The sequence below is a fragment of the Wolbachia endosymbiont (group A) of Pogonocherus hispidulus genome (assembly GCF_964028195.1).
Classification (GTDB): domain Bacteria; phylum Pseudomonadota; class Alphaproteobacteria; order Rickettsiales; family Anaplasmataceae; genus Wolbachia.
Map to the genome: position 1 here is coordinate 469,395 of NZ_OZ034750.1, position 17,078 is coordinate 486,472.

Below are 17,078 nucleotides of genomic sequence, written 5' to 3' on the forward strand. Positions count from 1 at the left end.
ATTAACAGTTTTATTTTTAGCCAAATTAATTGAATCAAGCTACAAAACCTGCTAAAGTTAACTTTATGAAAGCACCCTTAGCTCAGTTGGATTAGAGCATTTGACTACGGATCAAAAGGTCGGGCGTTCAAGTCGCTCAGGGTGCACCACATTTTATAGGAAACAGAAGTCACACTTGAAATTAATATATGCAATACCTATCTTTAAAGGTTAAACACTAAACTATTATATATGAGCAAAAAAGACTACTATGATCTGCTGGAAGTAGGAAGAAATGCCAGTATTGATGAGATAAAAAAAGCGTATAAAAAATTAGCGTTAAAATATCATCCTGATAGAAATCCTGGCAATCAAGAAGCAGAGGAAAAATTTAAAGAAGTAACAGCTGCATATGAAGTTCTATCTGACTCTGAGAAAAGGGCAAGCTATGACCGTTATGGCCACGAAGGTGCTTCTGGTGGGTTTCAAGGCTTTAGCTCTGCAGGAGATTTTAGCGACATATTCAATGACTTCTTTGGTGGAGGATTCGGTGGTGGTGCAAGTAGATCGAGAGCAAAGAGGAGCACAACAGGAGTGTCTGGAGCAGACCTACGTTATGATCTTGAAATTACCTTAGAAGATGCATTTAAAGGAATACAAGCGCCTATACATTATGTGACAAATGTAAAATGTGACACATGCCAAGGCACAGGTAGCGAAGGAGCAATTAAACCAGTTCAGTGCCCCACATGCCAGGGAAGCGGTAGGATTAGAACTCAACAAGGCTTTTTTACCATCGAAAGAACATGTACTACATGCTATGGGGAAGGAGAAATAATACAAAATAAATGTAAGAAATGTGGTGGAAGTGGACGTAGAAGAGATGAAGTAAATATATCCGTTTCAATTCCAAAAGGCATAGAAGAAGGAGCTAAGGTAAGGATAAGTGGTAAAGGAGAAGCTGGAACAAGAGGTGGAAAAAGTGGAGATTTATACGTATACGTGAAAATAATTTCCCATAAAATCTTTGCTAGAAATAAAGCAGATTTACACTGTAAAGTGCCTATAAGAATGACACTAGCAGTGCTTGGTGGCGAAATCGATGTCCAATCAATTGATGGAGCTAAAATAAAAGTAAAGGTCCCTGAAGGCACTCAAACTGGTACCAAACTACGTTGTAGGGAAAAGGGTATGCCATATATGAACTCACATGTTCGTGGTGATTTATATGTACAGGTAATAGTTGAGACTTTAAATCCAAAAAATTTAACTAAAAAGCAAATTGAACTATTAAAAGCACTTGAAGAAGAGGAAAATGCAAGTGTACAACAGCAATCTGAAGGGTTTTTTAGTAAAGTAAAAAAAAAATAGGAAATCTGCTAAATGACATGAAGGAGTAACTGTTTACACTTAATCCTGCAATTCTTTGACCTTATTAATGGAAAACTTAACAATAGTGTTATCAACATTATTAGCCAACAGAAACTTCTTAGTTCCTTAAAACTATGTAAAAGCAATAAATTTCTTTATTTAAGGTCGAAGTTTTGCTATCCTCAGGTTTTAATAATTTAAATTTAATGAATATAAACAAAAATGAGTTTTTATTTCTTCCTCTTGGGGGAGTGGGAAGAATCGGGATGAATGTTAGCCTATATCATTACCAAGGTAAGTGGATTATGATCGACCTTGGTGTTGGTTTTGCAGATGAAACTATGCCAGGTGTTGAGCTGCTCATTGCTGATGTAGATTTTATTGCTCAAAGAAAAAAAGATTTGCTTGGAATAATAATTACACATGCACATGAGGACCACTGCGGTGCAGTGCCCCACTTGTGGGAAGAGTTGCAGTGCTCCATATATACAACAAAGTTTACGGTTAATTTTCTCAAGGAAAAACTAAAAGAATTTCGATTGGAAGGTATAGTGCCTGTGAAAGAGGTGGACATAAATGGCAGCATAAATTTGGGTCCTTTTACCGTCGAGTTTATAAATGTAACTCATTCAATTCCTGAGGCAAATTCAATATTAATTAGCACTGAAATGGGTAGTGCACTCCATACTGGAGACTGGAAATTTGATCCAAAACCTGTTGTTGGATTAACTTCTAATATAGAGCGTCTAAAAGAAATTGGCGATAAAGGTGACCTGCTTGCAGCAATTTGCGATTCAACCAATGTATTAAGCAAGCATTACCCTGAGTCAGAAGGTGAAATTTATAATAATATTTATAACATAATAAAGCGGTCTAAAAAATTAGTTGCTGTTTCGCTATTTGCTTCAAATGTGGCACGAATTGAAACGATAAGCCAAGCTGCAAAAGCACTAAATAGAAAAGTAGTTTTACTTGGTAGATCTTTATGGAGAATAGTGAAAGTTGCGCAAGATAGTGGTTATTTAACTGATTCTCCTCAGTTTCTTGAAGCAAAGGAAGCAGTAAATTTTCCAAGAGAAAAACTGGTGCTACTTTGCACAGGTTGTCAAGGTGAGCCACTGGCAGCAACTTCAAGGCTTGCTAATAAGAGTCATCAAGCATTTAAAATGCAGCAAGGTGATACCATGATCTTTTCGTCAAAAATCATTCCTGGAAATGAAACTCGTGCGCACAACATGCTCAATGCCTTTATTGAGATGGGGGTAGAAGTTGTTACTGAAAAAACAGAGCATGTTCATGCTTCTGGGCATCCAACAAGAGAAGAGTTAAAGGAAATGTATTCTTTAATAAAACCGAAGATGTCTATTCCAGTTCACGGCGAATATATTCACACGCATGCACATGTAAAATTTGCTAAAGAGTGCGGTGTGGCAAAAGCAATAATGATTGCACCAGGTGATATTGTTAATTTGGAGAACGGAGAAAAAGTTGATTCAATTGATGTTGACTACTTTGGTATTGATGGTATGCTGCTACGTCATCCGGAGAGCAGTGTTATAAAAATGCGTAAAAGAATGAGAGATGCCGGAGTTATTGTGGTAATAGCAGTTGTAAACAAGAAAAATAAATTGCTTACTAAACCGAAAGTATTTGTACCTGGTGTTTTTGAAGTGCTAGAAGATGCAGCTATTATACAGAAAATTGTCAAGAAAGTTGAGTCGTTGTTTAGTTTGCAGCCAACAAAAAAAATTAAAAATAAGATTGAAAGTTCGATATTGAGTATCTTAAAGGAATATTTACTAAAAAGACCTATAATTGAGGTTCAGATAGAACAGGTATAGAAATATACCTCTTTTATTAACCATTATTTGAGTAAGAAGTTAACAATGTATTCTTTGATATTATTTCAGCATGCAATACTGGAATCCATAAAAAAAATCAGTGTCAAGCACACAACTATATGAACGTTGTGATTTTAGAGCAATACCTGCCGGTAGGGGTGTCATCCCAGTGCTCCGACACACAGCTGTACGAACATTTGTTCGCAGAGGCAGTGTGTTAGCCGATTTTACCTCAAACACAAAGGTGTCATCCCAGTGCTTGACACTGGGATCCAGCAAAATTGATTGTAAACAAGCGCACTATACAACATTGTCGATAAAATTGCCAGAAAACTGGATTCCAGTGTCAAGCACTGGAATGACACCACCTGCCACCTACAAATTGCAATGTTCGTATAGTTATGTGTCAAGCACTGGGATGACATCAGAGGTTAATGTTACCTACTGTAACACGAGAAGTTCGAACAGTTGTGTATCAGCTACTTTCATGACGTCGTTTGTTGTGCAGTTTACCTTCAAAAGTAAACGTTTGCTGGGATGATAGAGAGCAAAGCAGGAAGTCTAATGAAGTTATTCGTTCAATTAATATTGCTTGTTTCGTTATTTATTCCTTATTTTACAAAAGCTGCTTTATACGTTGATATAAAAAAAAGCAGTGTTGGTAACATTGGTCTTGTTGTATCTAAATGTACATGTAAAACAGCGCTGGAAAGCGAATTAAGCGAAAATATTGTAAAGGTAATAGGAACAAATTTATCTAATTGTGGCTTATTTAATGTAAAACGTGGCGCGGAAGCTGAATTTAAATCTTGGAAAAGCGATACTGTAGTCACAGTAAGTTTAAGCGAAGTATCTGGTAGTGCATTAGAGCTATCATTTCGTTTATTTGACACTTTTACAAAAAGAGAATTACTTACTCAGTCAGTTGTTTTTCCAGCAAAAGACTGGAGAAAAATTGGTCACCTCGTTTCGGATGTGATACATGATAGATTGATTGGTGAGAAAGGGCACTTCAACACAAAAATCACGTATATTGCTGAAGAAAAAGATAGCAATTATAAATCCGTACGTAAAATTGCTGTGATGAATCAAGATGGAAGTAATATAAAATACTTAACAAATGGCGATAGATTTGTGTCAACACCGAGATTCTCACCAAATGGAAAGGGTATTGTTTATATCTCATACGCAAATGGTAAAAGTTATATAGTATTAAAAAATTTAAAAGACCACACTGAATCAATAATCAGCGCATTTGAAGGAGTTATTTCTGCACCAAGATTTTCTCCTGATGGTAAATCTCTTTTGATTTCCCACTCATTGGGTGGTGAAACGAATATATTATCTTTGGATTTAAGTAGTAAACGGACAAAAAAAATTACTAAAGGTTCAGCTATAAGCACTTCTCCCTCCTTCTCTCCAGATCAAAAATATATGGTTTTTAGTTCTGATATAAGTGGGAGTCAGCAGCTGTATGTTATCGATTTTACTAACAAAAGTAAAAAACCTAAAAGAATTAGTTTTGGAAGTGGAAGATATGCTACGCCTGTTTGGTCGCCAAAAGGAGATCTGATAGCTTTCACAAAGATTCAGTCAGGAAAATTTTACATAGGAGTTATGAAGCCAGATGGCAAAGAAGAACGTCTACTTTCAGAAGGGCATAAAATTGAATCTCCGGCATGGCTACCAAATGGTAAAGAAATCATTTTCACAAGAACAGAATCACCAAGCAACTCTAAACTATATTTAGTAGACTTAGTAAAGAAAAATCAAAAAATGGTTTCCACTCCCACAAATGCTTCTTTACCGGATTGGTCTTATTCTTGAACTACTGAGCTGCATGCTCCACAGCATTGATTTATTGCCACATTAACAAGATATCCCGCTACACCACCTACTATAGTACCAGCGATTCCTGACAACACAACAGTTGCAATTACTCCAATAGCAGCAATTTCAGGTATAATTCCCATTGTAGCCAGTGTGGCTCCTATAGCGCCAAACAATAATGCTGAGCTTATAATTATCCAGCTCCTCCCTGAAGATTGTTTTTGTGGAGAATTATGTATTAAGATGTATATGAACAAGTAGAGAGAGCAAGCAAAGTTTTGCATATTGATGAAACTAGCCATTATTCTAAAGGTAAACTTGGCTGGTGCTGGGTGTTTGCTAATAATGAAGCAAGCCTTATTAAATTAGCAGACACAAGAGGAGTTAAGTTTCTAGAGAGTAGTACATTTTCTAGTTATAAGAATTTGGTTGTTACCGATAGGTATGCGGTTTACAACTACTTCAGTGACGAAAAAAGACAGATTTGTTGGGCACACTTGTTAAGGGATTTTGAAAGGCTATCTACCCACTTTAAATGGTTGGGCCTTAACTTGACGCGTATGGTTTATTTAACACTCCCGGTTAAAATAATTACTTAGCAAACAATAGGTTTCATGTAATGGTAACCCTATAACGGAAGAGTAGGAGCCGCGTAAGAACAATACGAACATCCCAGCTAGGCCTTGTATATTGCATCCCCCTGCCCTATTTTTCCACTCTTCTGATGCTAAATAATACTTAATTTCTTGTTCACTGAGACGTTTAAATTTCACTATTGTAACCACAGTTCTAATATGTTGTTTAGATTGATCGGGAGTTAATAGACACACACTGGTATATACTCTATGCCTTCTTCCTGATAACAAGCGGATGCATTTTTCTGCTTGCTCAACGTTTTCAGCTTTAAGCAATATCCTTCTACCACAAGCAACAACTGTATCAACGCCAAGCACAAAATGATCTGGATTTGAGCTTTGTATTTTCTCAGCTTTACTTTTTGCCATACGGATTGAGTAATCCTTCGGAAGTTCCTTTTTCAAAGGAGTTTCGTCTATATCTGCTGGCAAAACTAAGCCTGGCTTAATATTGATTTGTTTTAGTAAAGCTATACGCCTTTTCGATGATGAAGCAAGAATAAGGTTATTTAGAGATCGTTCTGTCACTTGTACCTTTAAGCCTTCTAATGATCCGACCTTTTTTTGCATTCCTATCGTAAATGCTCATCTCAACTAACACCCTATCCCCTATAATGATGCGTATTTTACTTCTTCTCACTTTCCCTGATACATGACAGATAATCTCATGTTCATTGTCCAGTTTCACTCTAAATTCTGCTGCAGGTAGTAAAGCAGTTACTGCCCCTTCCACTTCAAAAATTGTTTTCGATTTCTCGTCTTTTATCATATGTTATATTATAATTTAATAATCTTTTTCAGTCTACTATAGATTTTAAATTATTATCAACACAAAAGACTTTTTGCACCCCACTTAAGTTGCAACTTAACCCCAACCATCTTCACAATAATGCCTTACCTACGTTTCTACTCTCTGCCACCTTCTCAATAGAAGTTGTAGTTATGTTGGAAGATAAATCATCATCACAATTTTCCTTATCGCTACCATATCCGTCATCAATGCTTGAAGATCTGAGTGATCTTCTCTCCCCTTCTAGTGGAACATAAGACTCATTATCAGATTCACTATCAAAGCTTAGAGTATAAAATTGATTGTTGAAGCCCTTTTGTTTATCAGCAAACGTTTCTGCACTCAACATTTCTACTTGATTACGCAAATCTTCTATTTCTTTTTTACTGTCTTGTAATTCTTTCGTCAGACCTTCAATATCCAAAACTTTACCTGCAATGATGTCGCTCAATGCATCATGCTTCTCTTCCAATTCCTTAATCTCATCTTCATGCTCTCTATCCATGGATTCCAATTGTGCTTTATACTCATCTTCCAACTCTTGCATTTGACGTTTTAAATTGCTTATAAACTGCTCCTTTTCCTCCATTATGCGTATTACTTGGTCTATATCTTCTTCAAATTTTTTTAATTCGTCTTCTGATTTCTTCTTTTCTACGTTAACAACTTTCAGCTTGTCCTCTAGCCTTCTTTTTTCTTCATACACACTTTTAAGTTTTTCCTCATTCCTCTCCAAGTTTTCTTTAAGCTGCGTTAACTCCTTGCACATTGCATCTATTTTTGCCTTGGATCCTCGCTCCTTTTTTTCAAGTTTATCTTGTAAATCACTAATCTGTTTTTCTAATGCTTCAGTTCTTTGCTCAGCTTCTGCAAGTTCCTGATTCGCTCTTTTCTTTTCTGTTTGAGCACTTTCTAGCTTATTGCTTAATGCTTGGTTTTCTTCTTTCAATTCTGATAACTCCTTTTGCAAACCTAATACTTGTTCTGAAAGCTGTTCTTGGTTTCCATTCATCTTCTTATTCGATTGTTCTAAATGGTCAGACTTGTCCTCTAAATCAGACTTTTCTTCCTGCACTTGACTTAGTTCTTTTTTCAATTCCTTTAATTCACTTTTTAACTCCTCCTTTTTTGCATTGACAACTTCCAGCTCTTGCCTTAGCTTTCCTTTTTCTTCACATACACTTTTAAGCTCTTGTGCTTTCCCTTGTAGCTCTGCTAACTCTTCATCTTTTTGTGCCAATTCAGTTTGCAATTCTGTGTTTTTTTGCTCCTTTTTTCTGAACCCATCTTGTAAATCGCTATTTTGTTTCTCCAATTCTTCAATTCTTTGCTTAGCTTTTTCAGACTCACTTTGTAAATCGGTTATTTGTTGTGAGTTAATTTCTGTTTGAATTCCAATGTGTTGTGAAGCAACTTCTGTCTGAGTTTCAGTGTGCTGTAAATCAACCTCCGTCTGAATTGCAACTTCTTGTAAACTAAGTTCTGTCTGAGTTTCGGTTTGTTGTGAGTCAATTTCCGTCTGAGTTCCAGTGCGTTGTAAATTGACTTCCGTTTGAGTTTCGATTTGTTGTGAAGCAACTTCTGTTTGAGTTTTAGTGTGTTGTAAATTGACTTCCGTTTGAGTTTCGGTTTGTTGTGAATTAATTTCTGTCTGAATTGCAATCTGCTGTAAATTAACTTCTGTTTGAGTTGATGAATTGCTATTAATAGAAGGAGGAGAAGAAGGAGGAAGGCTATTGTCAGCATCAACTTTAGGGTCTGGACCTTTCGATTCCCCCCCTGGTTCCTTATCTTGATAGGCCACTATAGATTCATTTTGCAAATTATTATTAGCAGTAGGTACAACATCAGCAGCCTTACCCTTTTCTAGTGATTTCATTACAGCATCATGTAAGGAGAAACCTTGAATATATAATTCATCGTTTTGCTTTATTAATTCTAGGATCTCCTCCGATGACACAAAATCTTCACCATTAAATTTTAGTACTTCAGTTATGCCATCGCTACTCACATTCATAATCATGGTACAAATTGAAACATTCGCGAACTCATCCTTTACAGGCCAAGTGCTTGTCATTTCATAATATGCGCCTTCTTTAAATTCATAATATCTTTTCTTATCTTCTTGATGAGCATGTATTTCATGTTTTTTATTGCAATAGATATTCAATTCTTTAATATCTTTCTCTTGCTGTAAAATATCACTAACTCTGGTTGGCTCACTTCTATTGTAATTAATAAGATTAATATTCAAAACTCTATCAGCGTTATCAGTTTTTGTGTAATAAGCTCGAAGCTCTACGTCTTTCCTCTCAAAATATTTACTTGCAGCTTTTTTTCCCTGCTCTGCCAACTCTATGTATTTATCTATATCTTCCTTAAAGCTCTTATTAGCAGACTCTGTTACTGCTTTATCTATGTACATTTGTTTAAAATCTCTATCGTTTATTAGGTCATAAAAACTCCACTCATCCCTATAAGCCTTTTGTATAGCAGTGAAATTCTTTTCTTCCTTTAGTTTTCCTAAGAACCACACCCTTTCTTTCAGATTTTTCAGTTGAAAGCTTACCCTTGCCTTTACACTAGAGTTTTTGGCAGGAATACTAACTTCTTCTAATTCTTTAAGTAATTTATTATCTTTTATAATTGAGTAGCAAAACTTTACAATAGCAGAATTTGCAAACGAAGGATCTTTTTTTATACCTTCATCAATAATTTCTTTAAAACGTGCAAATTGAGGTAGAACATAAAAATCGATTATTTCTTTTTCTGATCTTGTTTTATTAGCATAAGAGATATCACCTAATTGTGAATATAACTCTTTTAATGTATAGTAGATAAGTCTAAAATAATAAACTTCCCTATTCAGTGAAGTTGGTCCAATACAAAAATCCTTTCCAAGTTGATCACCTATTTTTCCTGCCTCTGCTGCTTTGTCTCCCTTAGTCAAACCTCCAATCATAACACACCTCCTTTAACTATATTTATATTATACTAATGAAAGTATATTCAAAAAAAATCAAACCACGTTCTACACTAACTTTTATTATTAACTTAATTGTGTTGAAAATAACTGCAAGTGTTAAACTTGAGCTTTTATCTTTCATTATACACTACTCACTATAAGTTTACAATAATACCTTATATAATAGACTTAGTGTTTGGAATTATGCAAGTATTTTTTTTATTGAAAAGAGTTAATAAGATATAAAGACGTTTTCAGAAATCTTTAAGCTCAATAACATCCTCTCTCTTTGGACTAGTTGAAATTAGATGAATTGGTACACCTATTAATTTTTCTAACCTGTCTATATATTTTATTAAATTGATAGGCAATGTTTCAATCGACCTTTTACCTTGAGTGTTTTCTTTCCAGCCAGGAAACTCTTCATATATTGGCTCTAATTTCTCTTGTATTGAATGTGATGCGGGTAAATAATCATACATTTTCCCGCTGTACTTGTAATCAGTGCATATTTTAATTGTATCAAAAGAATCAAGCACATCTAATTTGGTTAATACAATGCTTGAAACTCCAGAAAGTTGCGCAGCCTGGCGCACTAGAACTGCGTCAAACCATCCGCAGCGCCTTCTTCTATTGCTCACTGTTCCAAGTTCCTTGCCTATAGTAAATAAGCTATCTCCAATCTCGTTCTTTTGCTCAGTAGGGAATGGACCATTGCCCACTCTTGTTGTATAAGCTTTTACCACACCAATAATGTAAGCATTGGAGGCTAATCCTGAGCCTGTTATTGCTTGCGACGCTACAGTATTACTTGAAGTAACAAAAGGGTAAGTTCCGTGTTCGATATCTAAAAATGTGCCTTGGGCGCCTTCAAATATTATTTTCTTACCTTCTTTCACAAAGTCATTTAATATCCTCCACACAGGTTTTTTATATGAAAGAATTTTTTTTGAAATCCCTTGAATTTCCTTTAATATTTCTTCTTTTTTAACCACCTGGTAGTTAAGGCCTTTTCTGATAGCATTGTGGTAATTCAAAAGAGTATCCACTCTTTTATTGAGCTCATCTGCGTTTTCTAAATCACAAAGGCGTATAGCTCTCCTGCCAACTTTATCTTCATAACATGGCCCTATCCCTTTGTTTGTTGTACCAATTTTGTGATTTCCGTTTAAATCTTCAAATAGCTTTTCCTTGTCCTTATGTACGCTAAGTATTAATGGACAGCTCTCGGATACCATCAAGTTGTTATAGTTTACGTCCACTCCTTTAACTTTCAATGACTCTATTTCTGAGATTAGAGCATGTGAATCAAGAGCAACACCGTTTCCTATGATGGATATTTTGCCCGTTCTCAAAACAGCAGAGGGCAGTAAATTTAATTTATAAACCTCATCACCTATTACTATAGTGTGCCCTGCATTATTTCCTCCCTGAAATCTCACAACTACATCTGCATTCTCAGAAAGATAATCTACTATTTTACCCTTGCCTTCGTCACCCCATTGCAGACCAATAATTACAATGTTATTCATCATTATTTTCTAAATTAATACATAAATATTAATGCAGTACGCTACAAATGGAAAGAGAAATCTACACCTTTCCTGCACCTCTTAAATAAAGAAATATACTGTCGATTTTCTTAATATATTACCAAATTATTCATCATTATATGATACAACTTACAGCATATTTACAGTAAGGTGTTATTTATGAAAGAGGCAAAAGGAAAAAATAATAAGAGTCCAGTAGTTAGATTAAAGGCCACAGCTAAAGAGTTCAATTTTAGTAAATTAAGAGCAGATCAAGATAATGAATTAGCAAATTCTGGTGAAACAATGTTCTTAGATTTTCAAAGGATGAATTTTATTATTAACGGAAAAGAAATAGATAAAAATTTTATTATTGCATTTAAGGAAGGAGCTAAGCACCGCAGAAGCGAACTTTTTAATAGTGATGATATATATAATGACGAAATATTTAACAAAAAAGGAACAAGAGAAATAGATACGGATCGTGGCAAAGCTTTTGTTGCTTCAGTACTCGAAGATATTGAGAAAGAGCTTGTAAATGACGCATTGGGTGAGCTGTGGAAAAATCACTGCGAAGATCCCAAAACTACTGATCATCAAAAAACTGATTCATATAAGAAAGAATTTGAAGAATTTTACAATGCTGGCCAAAGGTATATCCATCTATTACCAACAGAGAAAGATGAAAACAAGGATTACCGTTCCTTTGCAAAAGAAGTTTTCAAGAAAATGTTTAGATACGCTGGGGCAGAAGTTCCAAGTGATGCTATTTTAGAAGAGCTAGTTACCAATTGTAATCAAGCAGGGTATGAGGCTGCTCCATTTATACAAACCCAACTTGCACTTGGACAGTCGTTCATAGTAGAAAATCCTAAAAAAGTAATAAACATTGATTGTGCTAACCAAAATAATGTGAGAATTAGATCTGATATGAGGCTACCAATACTTTCTGTCAAAGATCATATGCATGGGGATAAGATATGTAATCTGCCCAGTTCATTGGAATTTACAATTGAATCTTACGATGGTGAAGACTTTGTAACATACGGTGATGGTAAACTGTTGCTTACTATTCCTAAAGAGTTAAAAAATTATAAAGATAATGGCAAGAGCTTGTTTGACATTATTAAAGAATATTTTCAGAAATTCTGTGCAAAATTAGGATTTAAACCTGAGACAAAAATACAAATAGAGCATGGCTTCGGTGCTCAAAGTAACTATTTAGATGGTACAATATCAACCACAGGATCAGATGCAAATGAAGAATTTATCGATCTTTTAGAGAAAAGTCTCAAAGATGGGTTGTCGAAACTAGATGATAATCAAGAAGATATTGATGCTTATGTTGAAGGTAAAATGCCTACTGTTATTGAGTTATTAAGTAATTATGCTAAACTTGAAGATAATAAAGAAAATAGAGAGTTATTAATAAGTGAAGTAGCAGATAATTTAGGGCTTTCCACTCAAGATAAAACAGCACCAGAAGTATTGATGGAATTAGGCTCTTTACCTTCTTTGATAAAAGGTCAGGTTAATCATAATCAAGTGCAGTCTGTTGTAAATATTTTTACCAATTTAATTATTGAAGGGAAAAGCGAAATATACGAAAAAAAAGGTGCGATTAATGCAATTGATGCAATTCATAAGGAGATAGATAAGGCAATTGTTGAACAAGAAAAAAAAGCAACTAATAAACAAGATATAGAAAATGATAAATGGACAGATAAAATAAAAAAACAGAGATTATCTGTGGAATCACATGAACACTTACATTAAAGATACTAGTAGGCTCTTTAAATATTTTAGAGTTCATGGTTACAACGGTTGCTATTTTACAGTGCATCTCACGACCATAATCATGAACTTCTTCCATTAGCTGCTTTCCCATACCTTTTCTTCTATAATCAGAATGTACCCAAAGCAAGTCAGTGTAAATTGAACCATAGATAACAAAACCGCTACAACCTGCAATAATTTGTTCAGTATCATCGCGAATAAAAAAAGCAAATGGGTTACACGTACCTTTATCAACGGTTTCTTCATTAATCTTTTTGAGTAGGAATTCAATGTCTTTGCTACTTGGTGATGTGGTGTGTTCTATTTTCATCTCTCGGCCTAATACCGCATACTAATTTCTCTTTTTATTTTGTACAAATTAATTAAGTGAAGTGAGTATAGTATCCACACTACCAAAAAAAATGTGGCACAAAACATAAACATTACAATGAGTGGCAACAGCAAAGAACTTTCTATTGCTACTCCACCTCTTCTTAGAATACTTGCTGGCTGGTGGAGAGTAGACCATAAATTTACGGAAAATTTTACTATAGGAATATTTATAGCACTAAAAATGGCAAATACTGCTGCTGATTTTTCTGCCCTCGCTTCATTATCAAAGGCGCTCCACAATGAAAGGTAGCCAACATATAGGAAAAATAAAATCAGCATTGAAGTAAGCCTTGCATCCCATACCCACCAAGTGCCCCAGGTTCCTTTTCCCCAAATGCTGCCTGTGATTAAACACATTGCCGAAAAGACTGTCCCTGCAGGAGCAGCAGCATGTGCCAAGACACTAGCAATGCTATTGTTCCACACCAATGAAATGAAACTAAGTGATGCAATTAATCCATATATTCCAAGAGCAAGCCATGCAGAAGGCACATGAATGTACATAATTCGTACAATTTCTCCTTGTTTATAATCTTCTGGGGAGAAGAATAACGCTAAAAACATTCCAATTAAAAAACATGCGAAACAAACAATCCCAAGCCAAGGTAGAGCTTTCTTAGAAAAAAAAGTGAAATTTGTAGGCTTTAATAAAAACATTCATTTTGAGAGTAATTGTGTTAAGAATTTACCAATTAGTTTGAGTTTTATCAACAGGATAGTTTTTCTATATTTACTTAAGTTAACAAATCAGCATAATTTCAGTAGCAGATAGCTTGTTTGCCATATGACCCTTAAAAAACTTAATTTACATTTAGTATCAGATTCAAGTGGTGAAACTGTTATATCAGTTGCAAAATCAGCTTTGAAACATTTTCGTTCTGTAGAAACAATTGAATATGTTTGGTCTTTTGTGAAAGAAGAAGAGCAAATTGACAAAATTCTGGAAGAAATTAATAAGAAAAGTGATGAGCATAATTTTGTTATATGCACTATTACTGATGATGAGTTAAGAAAATATCTAAAAGATAACTGCATAAAGTCGAAAATTCCTTATAGGGCAATATTATCGCATATTATCAGAGAAATTTCATCCTATCTTGAAATTGAAAAAGACGAAAAGCTTGATCTGCATACTGAAATAAATAATGAATATTTTCAGCGTATTGAGGCAATAAACTATACTATTAATCATGATGACGGACAAAATATTCAAGATATTGATAAGGCAGATATAATTTTGGTTGGAGTTTCACGCACATCAAAATCTCCCACCAGTATGTATTTAGCTTATCGAGGCTACAAGGTTGCAAATGTTCCTTTTGTTAGTGAGGTACCATTTTATGTCGACTTAGCAAAATTAAAAAATAAGCTGGCGATAGGAGTAACAATAAACCCAAGCAGACTGGTAGAAATACGCAAAAATAGACTTACTTCAATGAACGACAAAGATAATAATACATATGCTAGCCCTACAAAAGTAGAAAAGGAAATTAAAGAAGCAGAGGAACTTTTTAAGCAGAATAACTGGCCAATTATTGATGTTACGCGTAAGTCGATCGAAGAGGTATCAGCAACAATTATACAATATTTTAATAAAATGTTATCAATTGACTAACTCTCCGTAAATGATCATAATGTAAGGTAATTTAATTCTTCTATAGATATGAAAGTCAAGAGTTCGCTAAAATCTCATCGCAACAGAGATAAAAATTGTAAAGTTGTGAAAAGGGGTGGTAAGATTTACATTATAAACAAGGTAAAGCCAAGGTGTAAAGCGCGTCAAGGTTCTTAGCTTTTTGTTCACCTTTTCATGTTATACATTTCTTGTATGTGAAAGTACGGTGCTTATATCTAAAAAGAAGCAAAAGTTACTGTGTTTAAGCGCAGCCTTGCTCATTTCTTCTCTTACATTATATTTCAGCATTAGCACAATTACAGGTAAACGTGGCTTATTGACGCTAATAGACTTAAAAAAAGAAATCGAGTACAATAAACTTTTGCTAAAGGATGTCTCTTCTGAAAAGAAAAAGTTGGACAACAAAGTATTTGGCTTATATGAAAAAAGCTTAGATTTAGATCTGCTTGATGAGCAAGCAAAAAATGCTTTAGGTTATGTGAACCCTAATGAACTTATGGTTGTTCTTGATGTGGAATAGCAGTAGACTTCTTGCGTTACCTACTGTCATCCCAGTGCCCCTATGATGTCATTCCAGTGCCTCCTTCTCCTGTCATCCCAGTGCTCCTTTTTTTGTCATCCGAGTAGCCCCTTTTTTGTCATCCCAGTGCCCAGACACTGGGATCCAGAAGACTTAATTTCAACCAAATAATAAAGGCTAGATCCCAGTGTCACGCACTGGGATGACAAAAAAAGGAGCACTGGGATCCTTTTTTTGGGGATTCCAGTGCAGCTACTTGCATCTGCCACCTGCAAACTGCAATGTTCGTACAGATGTAGGTGCTAAGTTTTACAAACACCATGTTGCGCTGAACCTTGAATATCCACTCCTTTTAATTCAGTGTCAGGAGCGATGGGTTTTGATATTGTGTATGTAATGCCACCGGCTATCAGTGCAGATACCACAGAAGCTGCAACTATTAATAGAGCAGACAATCCGGAAGCAATACTAAGAGCAGCACCTACTACTAACATAGCTGCAAGGCTCGCGTAGGCAACTTTTGGGGAAAATTGTCTTTTTCCTACTTTTTCTAGCGACAATTTATTTGTTTTAGTTTTTGTTTTGCCTAGTTCACTCTTAAGTGGTGTGTTTTCATTCTCCAGACTTTTTATTTTTTGTTTTAGTGATTCATTCTCTTTATTGAATTCTTTCAACTTAGTCTCATGTTCAGCTATACAACTTTTTGATTCTCCTAGTTCCTTTTCTAATTTTTTTAATTCTTCATTTTTTGCATCAATGTCTTCTCCATCTTCTGATTCAGTACATATTCCACTGTCGTCACTACTACTACTTTCATTTAAAGAGGTAGAGATCTGTTCATCACTACATGTGGCATGTGTTTCTCGCAATGACTCAATTTTTTTTATTCTGTCTTTGACAGATAGGTATTGCTCATCTACTGTACTGTCACTACTTTCACCCGTAACAGAAGTCTGTTTATCATTACGTGTAGCATCATGTTGTTTCAAATAAGGACTTATAACATTTGCTGGTGCAGCAGCTGCATTATTCCCGTTCACAACTAAACCTTCTGGAGTTTTATTCGTTTTTATTATGATATCTCTTGGAGTTTTGTCTTTATTCTTTTCTAATTGAGGATTTGCGTTAGCACTTAGTAAAAGCTGCACTATCTCTTGATTACCATTAGAAGTAGCAATATTCAAAGGAGTCAGTCCAGAGTGATCTTTCATAGTAACACTTACTTTGTTTTCCAGTAGAAGCTTCACCATTAATGCATTAGCGCATTGTACAGCAAAATGTAATAATGTACCTCGTGCTGTAGTGTTATCTGGCGTTTGCAGCTTAAACTCGTGATTTTTATAAAAACTGTTAGATTTAAATATGTTATATACTATTGTATATGGAGAATCTATTCCGTTCTCATCACTCTTTTTTTTTAATTTATCTTGTACTTTTTTTAATACATTATCACTGCTTAAGTCTTTGCTTTTACTTACTTCTCGTATTATTTCAAAAAATTTTTCCCTTTCTATTGCCATAACTTTTACACCTAATTTATTTATTATTGCTGAACAGTCTCACAAAAAAGTTAAGTTTGTCGAAATTCCATGTTTGATCTAAAAATTAGTCATAAACATTTTCTATGCAAGTAGCTGACACTGGTTCACTCTATAATGGTGTCACAGCAGTCCTACATAATGCCACCGCGAACCGTCATACCGCGATTCACTCGCGGTATCTCATCCGCTAACACGTAGCGGGATGACGAGCTTATCGTCATACCACCACGAACCGTCATACCGCGATTCATTCGTGGTATCTCAAAGCA

Annotated in this window: 17 protein-coding genes, 1 tRNA gene and 1 pseudogene; 10 read left to right on the forward strand and 9 right to left on the reverse strand. The window is 35.0% G+C overall.

The genetic code is table 11. The features are described 5' to 3' along the window. Positions 1–71: 71 nt before the first annotated feature. The 5 genes from ABWU58_RS02170 (at position 72) to ABWU58_RS02190 (ending at position 5,018) form a co-directional block, all read left to right on the forward strand. A tRNA-Arg gene (locus ABWU58_RS02170) sits at positions 72–149 on the forward strand. An 82-nt stretch (positions 150–231) separates the two neighbouring features. Beyond that, complete coding sequence (dnaJ, locus tag ABWU58_RS02175) at positions 232–1,350, forward strand: molecular chaperone DnaJ (RefSeq protein ID WP_353283481.1); 1,119 nt, start codon at positions 232–234, stop codon at positions 1,348–1,350. Positions 1,351–1,556: 206 nt separating this feature from the next. Then, the gene (locus ABWU58_RS02180; protein ID WP_353283482.1) at positions 1,557–3,191 is read left to right on the forward strand and encodes a ribonuclease J; all 1,635 of its coding nucleotides are present in this window, start codon (positions 1,557–1,559) and stop codon (positions 3,189–3,191) included. A gap of 100 nt (positions 3,192–3,291) precedes the next feature. Further along, positions 3,292–3,732 carry a hypothetical protein gene (locus ABWU58_RS02185; protein WP_353283483.1) on the forward strand — a complete coding sequence of 147 codons (441 nt, stop codon included), beginning with the start codon at positions 3,292–3,294 and terminating at the stop codon, positions 3,730–3,732. Between the two features lie 23 nt (positions 3,733–3,755). After that, entirely contained in the window at positions 3,756–5,018 is a 1,263-nt protein-coding gene (locus tag ABWU58_RS02190) for a protein TolB (protein ID WP_353283695.1), read from the forward strand. Here ABWU58_RS02190 and ABWU58_RS02195 read toward each other — a convergent pair. Further along, positions 5,009–5,164, reverse strand: a complete 156-nt coding sequence (locus tag ABWU58_RS02195; protein WP_265033945.1) for a hypothetical protein — start codon at positions 5,162–5,164, stop codon at positions 5,009–5,011. The two genes, ABWU58_RS02190 and ABWU58_RS02195, sit on opposite strands and share 10 nt — an antisense overlap. Positions 5,165–5,266: 102 nt before the next feature. Here ABWU58_RS02195 and ABWU58_RS02200 point away from each other — a divergent pair. Beyond that, positions 5,267–5,545: pseudogene (locus ABWU58_RS02200) on the forward strand (IS66 family transposase); the annotation flags it as partial. Positions 5,546–5,590: 45 nt separating this feature from the next. On the opposite strand, the gene ABWU58_RS02205 reads toward ABWU58_RS02200, so the two are convergent. From ABWU58_RS02205 to ABWU58_RS02220, 4 genes are all read right to left on the reverse strand, one after another. Then, entirely contained in the window at positions 5,591–6,184 is a 594-nt protein-coding gene (locus tag ABWU58_RS02205) for a Maf family nucleotide pyrophosphatase (protein WP_353283484.1), read from the reverse strand. Then, complete coding sequence (gene infA, locus ABWU58_RS02210) at positions 6,162–6,425, reverse strand: translation initiation factor IF-1 (RefSeq protein ID WP_164224845.1); 264 nt, start codon at positions 6,423–6,425, stop codon at positions 6,162–6,164. Before infA ends, ABWU58_RS02205 begins: the two co-directional genes overlap by 23 nt. Before the next feature lie 112 nt (positions 6,426–6,537). Then, positions 6,538–9,408, reverse strand: coding sequence for a hypothetical protein (locus ABWU58_RS02215; protein WP_353283485.1), 2,871 nt, complete (start codon positions 9,406–9,408; stop codon positions 6,538–6,540). A gap of 257 nt (positions 9,409–9,665) precedes the next feature. Next, the gene (locus ABWU58_RS02220) at positions 9,666–10,943 is read right to left on the reverse strand and encodes an adenylosuccinate synthase (protein ID WP_353283696.1); all 1,278 of its coding nucleotides are present in this window, start codon (positions 10,941–10,943) and stop codon (positions 9,666–9,668) included. 180 nt (positions 10,944–11,123) lie between these two features. Between ABWU58_RS02220 and ABWU58_RS02225 the strand changes: the two genes are divergently transcribed. Then, positions 11,124–12,719, forward strand: a complete 1,596-nt coding sequence (locus ABWU58_RS02225) for a hypothetical protein (protein ID WP_353283486.1) — start codon at positions 11,124–11,126, stop codon at positions 12,717–12,719. On the opposite strand, the gene ABWU58_RS02230 is transcribed toward ABWU58_RS02225, so the two are convergent. Continuing rightward, entirely contained in the window at positions 12,631–13,050 is a 420-nt protein-coding gene (locus ABWU58_RS02230; RefSeq protein ID WP_353283487.1) for a GNAT family N-acetyltransferase, read from the reverse strand. The genes ABWU58_RS02225 and ABWU58_RS02230 overlap by 89 nt on opposite strands. 8 nt (positions 13,051–13,058) lie before the next feature. Continuing rightward, positions 13,059–13,769: a heme ABC transporter permease CcmC gene (gene ccmC, locus ABWU58_RS02235; RefSeq protein ID WP_353283488.1), complete on the reverse strand. Its 711-nt coding sequence runs from the start codon at positions 13,767–13,769 to the stop codon at positions 13,059–13,061. A gap of 127 nt (positions 13,770–13,896) precedes the next feature. Here ccmC and ABWU58_RS02240 point away from each other — a divergent pair, with 127 nt between their 5' ends. Genes ABWU58_RS02240 through ABWU58_RS02250 form a run of 3 tightly spaced genes read left to right on the forward strand, consistent with a single transcriptional unit; the run spans position 13,897 to position 15,268 of the window. Further along, positions 13,897–14,727, forward strand: a complete 831-nt coding sequence (locus ABWU58_RS02240) for a pyruvate, water dikinase regulatory protein (RefSeq protein WP_353283489.1) — start codon at positions 13,897–13,899, stop codon at positions 14,725–14,727. Positions 14,728–14,775: 48 nt separating this feature from the next. Further along, positions 14,776–14,904 (forward strand): type B 50S ribosomal protein L36, encoded by a 129-nt coding sequence (gene ykgO / locus ABWU58_RS02245; protein ID WP_250296744.1) that lies wholly within the window; start codon positions 14,776–14,778, stop codon positions 14,902–14,904. 49 nt (positions 14,905–14,953) lie between these two features. Continuing rightward, positions 14,954–15,268: an FtsB family cell division protein gene (locus tag ABWU58_RS02250; protein WP_064125499.1), complete on the forward strand. Its 315-nt coding sequence runs from the start codon at positions 14,954–14,956 to the stop codon at positions 15,266–15,268. A 95-nt stretch (positions 15,269–15,363) separates the two neighbouring features. Here ABWU58_RS02250 and ABWU58_RS02255 read toward each other — a convergent pair whose 3' ends face one another. Continuing rightward, the gene (locus ABWU58_RS02255; RefSeq protein WP_353283490.1) at positions 15,364–15,489 is read right to left on the reverse strand and encodes a hypothetical protein; all 126 of its coding nucleotides are present in this window, start codon (positions 15,487–15,489) and stop codon (positions 15,364–15,366) included. 81 nt (positions 15,490–15,570) lie between these two features. Then, positions 15,571–16,788 carry an ankyrin repeat domain-containing protein gene (locus ABWU58_RS02260; RefSeq protein ID WP_353283491.1) on the reverse strand — a complete coding sequence of 406 codons (1,218 nt, stop codon included), beginning with the start codon at positions 16,786–16,788 and terminating at the stop codon, positions 15,571–15,573. Positions 16,789–17,078 lie beyond the last annotated feature (290 nt).

What these genes read in the sequence shown, in the direction of transcription:
- dnaJ (WP_353283481.1), top strand. Translation starts at nt 232, where the DNA reads ATGAGCAAAAAAGACTACTATGATCTGCTGGAAGTAGGAAGAAATGCC.
- ABWU58_RS02180 (WP_353283482.1), top strand. Translation starts at nt 1,557, where the DNA reads ATGAATATAAACAAAAATGAGTTTTTATTTCTTCCTCTTGGGGGAGTG.
- ABWU58_RS02190 (WP_353283695.1), top strand. Translation starts at nt 3,756, where the DNA reads ATGAAGTTATTCGTTCAATTAATATTGCTTGTTTCGTTATTTATTCCT.
- ABWU58_RS02195 (WP_265033945.1), bottom strand. Translation starts at nt 5,164, where the DNA reads ATGGGAATTATACCTGAAATTGCTGCTATTGGAGTAATTGCAACTGTT.
- infA (WP_164224845.1), bottom strand. Translation starts at nt 6,425, where the DNA reads ATGATAAAAGACGAGAAATCGAAAACAATTTTTGAAGTGGAAGGGGCA.
- ABWU58_RS02215 (WP_353283485.1), bottom strand. Translation starts at nt 9,408, where the DNA reads ATGATTGGAGGTTTGACTAAGGGAGACAAAGCAGCAGAGGCAGGAAAA.
- ABWU58_RS02220 (WP_353283696.1), bottom strand. Translation starts at nt 10,943, where the DNA reads ATGAATAACATTGTAATTATTGGTCTGCAATGGGGTGACGAAGGCAAG.
- ABWU58_RS02225 (WP_353283486.1), top strand. Translation starts at nt 11,124, where the DNA reads ATGAAAGAGGCAAAAGGAAAAAATAATAAGAGTCCAGTAGTTAGATTA.
- ABWU58_RS02230 (WP_353283487.1), bottom strand. Translation starts at nt 13,050, where the DNA reads ATGAAAATAGAACACACCACATCACCAAGTAGCAAAGACATTGAATTC.
- ccmC (WP_353283488.1), bottom strand. Translation starts at nt 13,769, where the DNA reads ATGTTTTTATTAAAGCCTACAAATTTCACTTTTTTTTCTAAGAAAGCT.
- ABWU58_RS02240 (WP_353283489.1), top strand. Translation starts at nt 13,897, where the DNA reads ATGACCCTTAAAAAACTTAATTTACATTTAGTATCAGATTCAAGTGGT.
- ykgO (WP_250296744.1), top strand. Translation starts at nt 14,776, where the DNA reads ATGAAAGTCAAGAGTTCGCTAAAATCTCATCGCAACAGAGATAAAAAT.
- ABWU58_RS02260 (WP_353283491.1), bottom strand. Translation starts at nt 16,788, where the DNA reads ATGGCAATAGAAAGGGAAAAATTTTTTGAAATAATACGAGAAGTAAGT.